Raw genomic sequence first — 10,807 nt, forward strand, 5'->3', positions numbered from 1 at the left:
GAGTACGGCAGGGGGCGTCCGGTGGGCGCCCCTTGTCAGTTTTGTCGATCTGCTGCGGCTTGCGGGGTCCGCGCGGGTTCGGAAGGCAGAACCGCGGCTGACAAAGTCGGGGCATCCACGGTGTCACCTTCCGCCGGTTTTGTGGGGATACCGCGGCGCCGCTTGCGTGACGAACCCGATCGGCCATAGACGAGGTACATGGTGAGCCCCATGATGATCATGAGCAGGACGGTGTAGACAAACGTGATCGACATCGAATCCAGGTTGTTTTCACCTTCGGTGCTTGCCTTGATCGCGATTCCGAGCGGAGCGTACAGCGGCTGGTAGAGGAAGACCGCTGCATCGTAGTCGTCGAGGAGGCTGTTGAAGTTCAACGCCGTGATCGCGGCTGCCGTAGGGACAACCAGCGGAAAGAGCACCTTGCGGAAAGTGAACAGCGACTTCGCGCCAAGGATGCGTGCGGCATCTTCCATCGAATCTGGAATTGAGGCGAAGGCAGCCTTCAGCAGTCTGAGCGTGAACGGAATTTTCACGATGATGTAGGCGACGAGCAAAAGAACGGTCGTGCCGGTGAGTACCTGTCCGCCGATCAGCGGATTGGGGCGGTCAAAGGTCATGACCAGGGCGAGCGCAATGAGGATTGTTGGCAGGATCCACGGGATGTGCAGCAGATACTCGAAGAACGACGTCAACGGGTTGGGATATTTCTGGATAATTCGGGAGACAAAAAGGAGTCCGCCCACCACGATCACTGAGGCGAGGGCACTGTAAACGAGGCTCACAATGAACGGCCGCATGACCGAAGGAGTGCCGAATACCGTGGCGTAGTTTGCGAAGGTGAAGTCTCCCCAGGCGATGGTACCCGTGAGGACGGCGCTCGAGTCGAGAAAAGAAAACAACACGATCAAGAGGACCGGCGCTGCGTAGACCACGAAAAGAACCCAGGCGGCGATGTTCACGAGGATGCGCGCGATCGGGTTGCGGATGTGCTGTTTTGCCATCGGGGTGGCGACCTTGGCCACGGAGAAGTACACACCGGACTTCTCCACCCGGTTCATGATGGCCAAGAGCGCAATGGTGGCCAGACCGAGGATGATGGCGAGAAGTGCGGCGAGATCGCGTGAGCTGGAGCTCTGGGAAAAGGTCAGGATCAGCGGAGCGATCGTCTGAAAGTCGGTTCCGCCGAGCACCAGCGGAGCGGTGAGTGCACCGAGACCGGTGAGGAAGGTGAGCACTGTGACTGCGAAGATCATCGGCCGGAGTGCCGGCAGCACGATGCGCCAGAGGATTGTCCAGGTTGACGCCCCCATGTTCTTGGCTGCCTCAATGGTCTGATAGTCGATCTTGGCGAGGGAGGATCCGAGGAACAGCATGTGATTGGTTGTTGTTGCGAAGGTCATGACGACGACGACGGCAAAGTAGCCGGAGAACCAGTTCGGGTCCACCTCGGGAAAGACATTGATCACTGCGTTGGTGATGAAGCCGTAGCGACCGTAAATGAAGTTGTAGCCAGCGGCGAGGACAATGCCGCCGTAGATCAGGGTGGTCGCGTAGCCGAGCCACAGGACGCGGGCGCCACGGAGCTGGAAATACTTGGTCACGAGCACAATGAAAATGCCCACCACGTTGACGGTAACGGCGAGCGTTGCTGCCAACAGAAAGCTGTGCCAGAGGCTTGTCATGGCGCGCTCAGAGCTGAAGAGCTTTTCGACTGCCCGGCCAGTGAACTGCCCGTCGGGAAAGAAGGTGCCGATGAGCAGATTCGCATTGGGCAGCACCAGGAAGGTGGCCGTAAACCACAGCAGGATGATGCTGACAACAATGATCAGCGGCGAGCGCAACATCGGCTTCAGTGATTGCTTCTTCATGACGCTTCCCCTCAGTACTGCAGGATCGACGATGGGTCGACGTAGAGCGAGGCGGTGGAGCCCTCGGCGAGAGGTGGTTCGCCGTTCTCGGTGACCATCGCCCGGAGGCGGCTGCCGTTGTTGTTGATGACGTAGCTGCTGTATGCGCCGTGGTAGGAGCGTTCCGCGACGACGCCGTCGAGCCGGATGGTGCGGTCGGCATTTCGCGGTGGATGCAGAAAGACCTTCTCAAGGCGTAGGTAGGAGGAACTTGTTGCGTCGAGACCAACGGCTCCGTTGTTGATGAGATGTTGGACGGTGTCCTGAGACAGCGTGTTGATCGCTCCGATGAACGTGCAGACAAATTCTGTTGCGGAGCGGTCATAGATCTCGGCTGGAGTCCCAACCTGCTCGACTACGCCGCGGTTGAAGACCGCGATTCTGTCGCTCATGGTGAGCGCCTCCTCTTGGTCATGCGTTACGTAGACGGTGGTGATGCCCAGGTCGCTCTGCAGATTCTTGAGTTGCTCACGCAACTGGACGCGCAACTTCGCGTCCAGGTTAGAGAGGGGCTCGTCAAGTAGGAGGATGCGTGGCTTGAGTACAAGGGCGCGGGCAATGGCCACGCGCTGCTGCTGGCCACCGGAGAGTTCAGATACGTTCTTCTCAAGTTGATCTGCGGTGAGCTCAACCTGGTCGGCTATCTCGGCAACCAGGCGCCGCGTATCCTCCTTTTTGGTCTTCTTCACCGACAAACCAAACGCAATATTCTCGCCGACGTTCATGCTTGGGAAGAGGGCATAGTTCTGGAACACCATGCCGACGCGGCGTTTTTCACTCGGGAGTTTTGTGGCCGGTTTACCGTCTATGTAAATCTCACCTCGTGACGGCTCAATAAAGCCGGCGAGGGTGCGCAGGGCGGTGGTCTTTCCGCAGCCCGATGGCCCCAGGAGAGTGAAGAATTCACCTTCGCGGATTTCCAGATTGAGATCCGGAATTGCCTTGTGATCGCCGAAGCTAACTTCGATGTTGTCAAAAGTGATCATGTTTGCTCCAGCCGGGATGAGGGTATCAATGCCGATGGGAAGGCGCCCGCATAAAAGCCGCAGACGCCTTCCGCACTCCGCTATGGCAGGTATTCGAGTTCGGTCTTCTCAACCCATTGGCTGATGTTCTCCCGAACAAAACCGAAATCGATGTCCTGTTTGGGAAGGGAATCGACCAACTCGATGACCTCGGGAAGGGCTTCGCTGCGGGCGGTTTCGTTGACCGGGTAGGAGGAGAACTCCGCAGCGAACTCGGCCTGCACTTCGCTGCTTCCAAACCAGTCAATGAACTCTTCGGCCGCATCCTGCTTGGCGGTTCCGGTAATGACGGATATCTGCTCGGTCACGTAGGGAACGCCCGCTTCGGGGGAGATGACGCCGGTGGCTGTTCCGTACTCGGCGTCACGGCTGGTGATGCCGCTGCTGGGGATGACTCCGTAGTCGACCTCGTCCCGGGTGAGCCTCGCGTAGAGATCGGTTCCTTCCACGGCAGGAGAGCCGTTGGCGAAGTAAGATTCAACCCTCGTCCACCCTTCGTCGGAGATTCCGAGATCGCCGTCGGGATCTTCGTACCCTGCAAGAAGTCCGGCGAGCACAAGCTGCGGTGTCGCTTCGCCAAGGGCGGTGTTGACTTCGTAGCGGCCCTGGTACTGCTCGTCGCTCCACAGGTCATCGAGCTCCTCAGGAGCATCAGATTCCGGTGTGGTGTTCGTGTCATAGACCGTGACGATAGCCTGCTCGACGAGGGGCCAGAATGCGCCGTCATCGGGATCTCCCGATTCTTGGTCAACCTCGCCTGACCAGGAAGGCTCGTAGGCGGTGATCACTTCTTCACTTTTGAGGGTTTCGAAGAACATGTTGTTGAGGCCAAACACCACATCACCAACAGGGTTGTTCTTCTCGGCGAGGATTCGATTGGTGAGATCCGCGCCGCCCAGCCCGACGATCTCGATGGTCATGCCCGCTTCGGTGGCCTGCTCCGTGATCCACTCGCCACGGCCGTCGGAGTTTGAATTCGTGTAGACGATGAGCGTTCCTGAGGCTTCACCTTCCGCTTCGCCTTCCCCTCCTCCACAGGATGCCAAGGCCAGTGATAAGGATATGACTGCCGCGATAGACGCGAATTTAGTAGGCTGCTTGTACAACTTCTGTCCCCCTCTTATACAACTCGCGGCCCTGCTTGGGCTGCGTTTGCTCACCATACAGCAGCATGGTGACGCGCAATTGAAGTACGCGGGCATCTGAGCGTCGCCGCCCGGAGCCAAGACGACGACACCGCCGCGCCGGGCTGAGATGGAAAGCGGTATGGTGGCACGCCCGCGGCGGCTGCAGCTTCAGATCTGAACCTCTCAGATCTGCAGTAGTTGAAGCTGTTGTTGGACCGCCTGCTCAACCTGCCAGTAGGTGTTTCTCCGGGGAATCCGGTCCGGATCCAGGTATTTGGGCGGTCTGAACCACGGGATTCCGTCTATGGATTCGACGGTCCAGTCTCCCTCATGAAGGACGTGGTGGTGTCGTGCACATAACAGGCAACCGTCGCACACTCCGGTGGTTCCTCCTGCTGCCCAGGGGTTAATGTGGTGGGCTTCGCACCAGGTGGCTGGAATGGAGCAGTCGGGGAATGTGCATCCCTTATCCCGTGCCACCAGTGCTCTGCGCATGTATGCCGGGAAGAGGCGTTGTGAACGTCCGATGTCGAGGAGTTGGCCCTTTCCGCCGAGGACCAATGGAATGATGTCAGCGTCGCAGGCCAGTTTCCTGATGCTGCGCGCACTCATCTGCTCAGCAAAGACTGAGTGGCCTGCACGCTCCATGTCGCCCACCAGATCCCGGTGGTTGATGGTGACCATGACCTGCGGGCGGTGGCCGCCGGTAGTGGGGAGCCCATCGCTGGAAAGCGCAATTTGGCATGCTGAGACGAGGCCGTCCAGCAGGCTCTGTGCACGGGTTGGCCGCTCCGGGTCCGTTTCGCATCCGGGCCCGGATCCGGCGCTGTTCCCTCCCGCGCCGCTGGCGCCGCTGCCACCGGCGCCGTTGCCAGGGTCGTGAGTGCCGGCGTCGTCATCGCTGCTGCCGCTGCGACCGACACCGCTGCCGCACTCATCGCCGCCACTGCCGCCGCCGTCGTCGTGCTGGTTGGACCCCTTGCCCACACGTGGGTTGGTGGCGGTGTTCATGACGGTGACCAGGTGCTCGAACTGTTCATCAGTGGCACCGATTTCCATGAAATGCAGGCCGTTGCGCCGGCCACGGAGGAATACACCCTGCCTGGCTTTGAGGACTTTATCTGTGGGTTCCTGTCCGTCCTGGTCGAGGGTGTTTTCCCAGCGGCCGGCGAGCACCCTGAGGATGTCTTCGTCTGACTCGATGGCCTGCCGTGTGAGGTGATGCTCCATGGCGTCCAGCTGGCGTGGGGTGGCGACAGGGCGCACCCGTTGGACGGCGTCACAAATCACTGTGGCGGCTCGCCCGCTGACGGACCCGGAACCCACCGCCGTGCTCAGTGCCGCGAGTGCGGGCTGGGTTGCAGTTCCCGGCCCGGGAGTATCCGGCAGGATGTTCACGGCGAGGCGCAAACGACGGTTCGCTTCGCTGCGGCTGATGCCGATCTTTGCACGCAGGTAGTCTGCGCTGTTCTTATGGACAGGAAGCGGCGGCCTGTTCTCCACCGGTGATCCGGACGCCGTGTTCCAATCCTGCCCAACGACGGCGGCCTGCGGTACCTGCTCACCTGTTGCGGCGATGTCATGATCCTCTACCGCGCGGGCAGTGAGCACCTGAAGGTAGTCGACCACTTTCGAGAGCTCCTCGACCTCTACAAGTGTCGCAGCAATGTCCTGCCGGCTGCGAGTGAGGTAACCGGAAGCCAACTCCCGCCCGAATGCCAGAAGGTCAGAGTGCACCGACTGCAGGAGGGGAATCTCCTGGTACTGGATGTCGAGAAGGGCGGTGGCCATGCATCAATTCTATCGAAGATGTGTACTATTATCGATCTCCAGCGGCCAATGTGGAGGAGCAGTGAGCGAGTAGTTCTCCACAGGCGGGCACCCACAGCCAGGCACTCACAGCCAGGCACTCACAGCCAGGCGCCCAACCCGGCGCCGGAGGTCAGTGCCAGTACATGATGGCAGTCAGATCAGCCACCAGCACCGGAGCTCCGTCTGTGCTGCGTGACAGTTCGATCGCTGCGTCCACGGCGGCCTCGATGTACTCGCAGTCAGTCATGGTCACGGTCCTGCCCGCTTGATCCTCTCCCGCCGCTGGACAGATAACTGCGGACAGATCAACTGCAAACCAATGTCCCGTCCCTCGCGCGCTGCCTCCCTGGCCGCCCGGGTCCACCGCGGCCACAGCCGGAGGAGCATTCCGTTGTGCACCACCGCGCGTTTCTCCCAGTGCCACCAGCTCGCGTATCCCATCGGTTCCGAGTGCAGGGCTTCATACTTGGTTTCTGATTCGAAAACACAGCGGCTCATTGACCAGTGGCGCTGACCATTGAGTTGGTACAGCGAGGCCGTCTGATCGTGATCGACATACCGTCCGGAACTCCGCGGCTGAAGGAGCTGCGTGATGTCACTGCGGGCCGGCCAGCATGATTCACGGTGACGCGAACGGTCACGGAGCCCGCCGAAACCGGCATGATCGCGCCGATTAGAGAGGCAGGACCCGCGTGAATGCTGACCCGCGGCTGGCAAAAAAGTCATTTCGGTATGATCGTACCGATCCACTCGCCTGAAGCCTTGATTTCCGAGGGGTTCCCCTCCATGATTGGTAAAACGGCATGATCGTGCCGGGATTGGAATGCAATGACAGCCCGCTTTGAGATAAGACTTGCGCAGCACGTGCGTGCCCGCCGTGCTGCCGTGCGCCTCACTCAGGCCGACCTTGCCGATCTTTCAGGAGTGTCCGAACGGTTTGTTCGGTCGCTTGAGCATGGCAAGCCGACGCTTCGACTGGAGTCTGTCCTTTCTGTGCTCCACGCGCTTGGCCTGGACCTGGAAGTAACCTCCCGGCGTCTGCACAAGGAGCCTGCGGCACGGAGTCAAGACCTGTGATTCCGCGCGAACCTTTGACGATCCGTAGTCAGGCGGACGTGTACAAGCGCGGTGTGCACGCCGCCCGGTTGGAGCGGCATGAGGGCGGGACGCGCTTCGAATATCTGCCGGCGTACCTGTCTATGCAGGCGCCCGCGGTCGCGACGTCGCTTCCTCTCACTCCGGCTCCCGTGTTCGTGGGCAGTGGAGGCGTTCCGCCGTTCTTCACCGGTCTGCTGCCGGAGGGACGGCGGTTGACGTCGCTGCGGAGGGCAGTGAAGACATCAGCGGACGATGAATTGTCTTTGCTTCTTGCAGTCGGAGGAGATCCGGTAGGTGATGTGCAGATCGTCGAACGCGGCTCTTTCCCGGCTGAGGCTGCCGCCGCCGTCGTGCTGGATTCCACTGCGCCTCTTCACTTCGACGAAGTTCTGGAAAGTACCGGCATTGACCTGAGTGCTCTTGCGGGTGTTCAGGACAAGCTGTCGGCCCGCATGATTTCCCTCCCTGTCGAGTCGGCCGGACGGCGGTATATTTTGAAGCTCGACCCACCCGAGTTTGCGCATGTCGTCGAGAATGAATTCCTCATGTACTCCTACGCCCGGCGGTTGAAGCTTCCCCTCAGCGCGGTGAAGTTAGTGCACGACGCCGGCGGTCGCCCAGGATTGTTGGTGGAGAGATTCGATCGGGTCATGGAGAACAACGGCCGACTTCGCCGGCTGGCCATCGAGGATGCAACTCAAGTGATGGGCCTCTACCCGGCGGACAAGTATGACGTCCCGTTCGAGACACTGTGCGCCGAACTCACACGGCTCTGCGATGCTCCGCTTCCGGCATTACGCAACCTGGCGCTTCAACTGATGTTCGCGTGGCTGACAGGAAACGGAGATCTTCACGCAAAGAACGTATCCCTGCGGGAGACCATCGACGGGGAAGTTGCGGTCGCCCCCATCTATGACATCCCTTCAACGGTGGTCTATCAAGACAACTCGTTGGCGCTGCCAGTCGCAGGAAAGCGGACCGGTGTTTCCCGAAAACACCTGCTGTACTGGATGGTTCAGGCCGGTCTGCCGCAGCGGGCGGCGGAGCGCGTCATTGCTGTGGGACTTACAGCCACACGTACCTTGGCTGATGATCTTGCTTCCGGAGCATCCCCTTTCCCAGCCACGGAAACCCGGGCGTGGGTGAGGGAGCTAAAGAACCGGCGGCGATTGCTGGAAACGGGTTAGCCGGGCGGATACCACGCTTCGCAACGGGACAACGCCCGCTCAAGCTCCCGGCCGCCGGCTTCGGCAAGCAACGCAGAGTCCCCAACCACCACCAGAAGGCTTCGTGCCCGCGAAAGCCCCACATACAGGTGCTCGGTGGCGCGGTCCATGTCCTTGAATCCGTCGACGCACAGGATCACCACTGAGCGCTCGAGGCCCTTGAACCCGAGCACGTGACCATAGAACTCGGCCTCGTTGGCGTGGAACTCTCTCCAGTAGTCTGCGGTGGCGTTCTGCTCGAAATAGTCCCGGTGGACCGGGTGCCGGTGGTGCGTGGTGAGCAGGGCAATCTGGTTGGCGGCCCAGCCCTCGTCAATGAGCGCGTCCACACAGTCTCCCGCGACGTCGAGCGCGTCCTCAGTTGCGCACTCCACGCGCCGCACGGGCAGCCCGGTCCCGCCCCGTGGAGTGAAGTGCTCCCCGGCGAATACCTTAAAGGTCTCCGCGATCCGCCTGGTATTCCGAAGGTTGTCATCGATATGGATAGGCACCAGGTCCGCAACCGGACCGTGCATGAAGTCGGCCGTTGCCCCGCCCCACCGCCGGTACACATCCTGCCGGTCGTCCATGAACGCATACACGCTGCCACCGGAAGGATCCTTCATGCACGCAAGCAGGGCCTCCCACCACAGCGGAGCGAAATCCTGCGCTTCGTCGACAATGACGGCGTCGAACTTCTCCTCCACAGGCAGATCGGCCGCTTTCTTGAGCAACAGCCGTGGCATCTCCTCGTCGAAGTACGCCTGCCCTTCGCCGTCCGAAACGCCCAGCGAGCGGACGTAGTCGTGGAACTCTCCGGTGAACTCCGGCCCTGCGTGGCGCCATCCCGATACCTGGTTCTGCAGATGCTGGCCCAGTCCCTTGTTGTAGCAGAAGAGGCCCACGCGCCTGCCGTCCCGGCACAGTTGGCGGGCCTTCGCGATGGCGAGCCAGGTCTTCCCGCTGCCGGCGCCACCGCTGAAGCGGATGCGCGAAATCCCGCGGGTGGCAGCCAGCAGCACCGATTGCCGTTCGGTCAGCTGATCCTGGAGGTCCTCGACGTCGCGGGGGTTCGTCTCGGGATGGGACGACGGTTCCAGGGTTCCTTCCAGCCTGGTTACGATGCGTTCAAGGTACGACGGCGCCAGCGACGTCGCGCCGTTGCCTTCCGTTTCGATGGCGCGGCGGATCCGGTCCGCAGGCGACGCAAGGTCGTTCTGATCGAGAATCAGGGATCGCGGTGACCCCGCCATTGACCAGTCCTGCGGAACCTGTGTGTAGGGGAGGCAGACCAGATAGGCGAAGCGGCTGGTGAGCGGTGTGCCGAGCTGGCCGCCAATCCAGTCCTTGAACGCGTGCATGGAACTCTGCGATTGGGCCACCGGACTGTGAATCCTGCGCCGGCCGTCCTTGCCGCCCGACTGGTACCACTGGCCGCTATCAATGGTGACCAGGCCACCTTTAACTTCGATGGCCGCGAGGCCGACGCCCGGCCACAGGATGAGAAGGTCAATCTCGTGTTCCGCGCGGCCGTGACGAACCAGGACCGAGTGGGCAAGGACGGCGTCGTCGGGCAGTGATGAGCGCAGCCTCTCCCAGACGGCCCGTTCGGCGGACTGGCCGTCGCTGAACTCCGGTTCGTCGGGTATGCAGCGCATCGCTTCCCCTCCAAGGTTGTCCACGGTCGCGTGGACGTCGTCGGGCGTTGATCAAATGTACCGTCCGGCGTATTCGCCACGCGCTGAACCACTGGCCGGGCATGCCGGTGACCGTTAGCGTTGCCGGCAAGGCAGTCAACAATCTAAGGAGTCAATCATGTCGCGCATTGTCATCATCGGGGGCCACGGGAAAGTGGCCCTGCATCTCGCCCGCATCCTGACCTCCGGTGGCCACGAGGTCAGCTCGATCTTCCGCAACCCGGACCACAGCGACGACGTCGAGGCGACGGGCTCGACGGCGGTTGTCGCCGATGTGGAGCAACTGTCGGTAAGCGAGGTGGCTGAGATTATCAGTGGGCACGACGCCGTGGTGTGGTCCGCAGGTGCAGGTGGAAGCAGCCCCGAGGCAACCTACTCCGTGGACCGTGACGCGGCCTGTCGTTCCATGGACGCTGCGAAGGACGCCGGGGTGGAGCGTTATGTCATGGTGTCCTACATCGGTGCCCGTCTGGATCACGATGTTCCTGCGGATACCGGCTTTTTCCACTATGCCGAGGCGAAAGCCGCAGCGGACGAGTATCTGCGGGGCACCGACCTGGCGTGGACCATCCTCGGTCCTGGAGCCCTCACCGCGGATGAGGGCAAGGGAACGATCGAGGTGTCGAGCGAACCTGAGCAGGATTCCGTGGCCCGTGAGGATGTTGCGCAGGTTGCGGCGGCGGTGCTGAGCAATCCGGGTACGGTCGGGAAGTTCATCCAGTTCAACAGCGGCAGTACGCCGATCGCGGAGGCCCTTGAGGTGGTGTGACGCTTACTCCAACGACTGACCCCGCACCGGTCCGGTGTGGGGTCAGTCGGTGGTTAGGTAACCTGAATACGCTTACCCTTGATCCACCGATCCGTGGCCGGTCCCGGGTGTGATTCGGGGCTGGCTGCGGTTTGTGTTTTTGGGCGTGGTTAATCATCCGGCCCCGC

At 61.3% G+C, this 10,807-nt stretch carries 8 protein-coding genes; 3 read left to right on the top strand and 5 right to left on the bottom strand.

Going from position 1 to position 10,807, the window contains the following annotated elements:
- Positions 1-35: 35 nt before the first annotated feature.
- The 4 genes from Y708_RS0106110 to Y708_RS23260 form a co-directional block, all read right to left on the bottom strand.
- On the bottom strand, positions 36-1,868 hold the full coding sequence (locus Y708_RS0106110; protein WP_028279245.1) for an ABC transporter permease: 1,833 nt from the start codon (positions 1,866-1,868) through the stop codon (positions 36-38).
- 11 nt (positions 1,869-1,879) lie between these two features.
- The gene (locus Y708_RS0106115) at positions 1,880-2,893 is read right to left on the bottom strand and encodes an ABC transporter ATP-binding protein (protein WP_028279246.1); all 1,014 of its coding nucleotides are present in this window, start codon (positions 2,891-2,893) and stop codon (positions 1,880-1,882) included.
- Between the two features lie 80 nt (positions 2,894-2,973).
- A complete protein-coding gene (locus Y708_RS0106120; RefSeq protein ID WP_253905706.1) occupies positions 2,974-3,978 on the bottom strand; it encodes an extracellular solute-binding protein in 1,005 nt (334 codons plus the stop codon).
- Between the two features lie 264 nt (positions 3,979-4,242).
- Complete coding sequence (locus Y708_RS23260; protein WP_051478688.1) at positions 4,243-5,850, bottom strand: HNH endonuclease signature motif containing protein; 1,608 nt, start codon at positions 5,848-5,850, stop codon at positions 4,243-4,245.
- Positions 5,851-6,699: 849 nt separating this feature from the next.
- Here Y708_RS23260 and Y708_RS0106140 point away from each other — a divergent pair.
- Complete coding sequence (locus tag Y708_RS0106140; RefSeq protein WP_028279249.1) at positions 6,700-6,948, top strand: helix-turn-helix transcriptional regulator; 249 nt, start codon at positions 6,700-6,702, stop codon at positions 6,946-6,948.
- Positions 6,945-8,156, top strand: a complete 1,212-nt coding sequence (locus Y708_RS0106145; RefSeq protein WP_253905707.1) for a type II toxin-antitoxin system HipA family toxin — start codon at positions 6,945-6,947, stop codon at positions 8,154-8,156. Before Y708_RS0106140 ends, Y708_RS0106145 begins: the two co-directional genes overlap by 4 nt.
- On the opposite strand, the gene Y708_RS0106150 is transcribed toward Y708_RS0106145, so the two are convergent.
- Positions 8,153-9,832 carry a nuclease-related domain-containing DEAD/DEAH box helicase gene (locus tag Y708_RS0106150; RefSeq protein ID WP_035775444.1) on the bottom strand — a complete coding sequence of 560 codons (1,680 nt, stop codon included), beginning with the start codon at positions 9,830-9,832 and terminating at the stop codon, positions 8,153-8,155. The genes Y708_RS0106145 and Y708_RS0106150 overlap by 4 nt on opposite strands.
- 157 nt (positions 9,833-9,989) lie before the next feature.
- On the opposite strand from Y708_RS0106150, the gene Y708_RS0106155 reads away from it, so the two are divergent.
- Positions 9,990-10,640: an SDR family oxidoreductase gene (locus Y708_RS0106155; protein WP_028279252.1), complete on the top strand. Its 651-nt coding sequence runs from the start codon at positions 9,990-9,992 to the stop codon at positions 10,638-10,640.
- Positions 10,641-10,807 lie beyond the last annotated feature (167 nt).

This window comes from Arthrobacter sp. H5 (assembly GCF_000520595.1).
Classification (GTDB): Bacteria; Actinomycetota; Actinomycetes; order Actinomycetales; family Micrococcaceae; genus Arthrobacter_D.

Excerpts from the sequence above, each read along its gene's own strand:
- Y708_RS23260 (WP_051478688.1), bottom strand. The coding sequence starts at position 5,850 with ATGGCCACCGCCCTTCTCGACATCCAGTACCAGGAGATTCCCCTCCTG.
- Y708_RS0106140 (WP_028279249.1), top strand. The coding sequence starts at position 6,700 with ATGACAGCCCGCTTTGAGATAAGACTTGCGCAGCACGTGCGTGCCCGC.
- Y708_RS0106150 (WP_035775444.1), bottom strand. The coding sequence starts at position 9,832 with ATGCGCTGCATACCCGACGAACCGGAGTTCAGCGACGGCCAGTCCGCC.
- Y708_RS0106110 (WP_028279245.1), bottom strand. The coding sequence starts at position 1,868 with ATGAAGAAGCAATCACTGAAGCCGATGTTGCGCTCGCCGCTGATCATT.
- Y708_RS0106115 (WP_028279246.1), bottom strand. The coding sequence starts at position 2,893 with ATGATCACTTTTGACAACATCGAAGTTAGCTTCGGCGATCACAAGGCA.
- Y708_RS0106155 (WP_028279252.1), top strand. The coding sequence starts at position 9,990 with ATGTCGCGCATTGTCATCATCGGGGGCCACGGGAAAGTGGCCCTGCAT.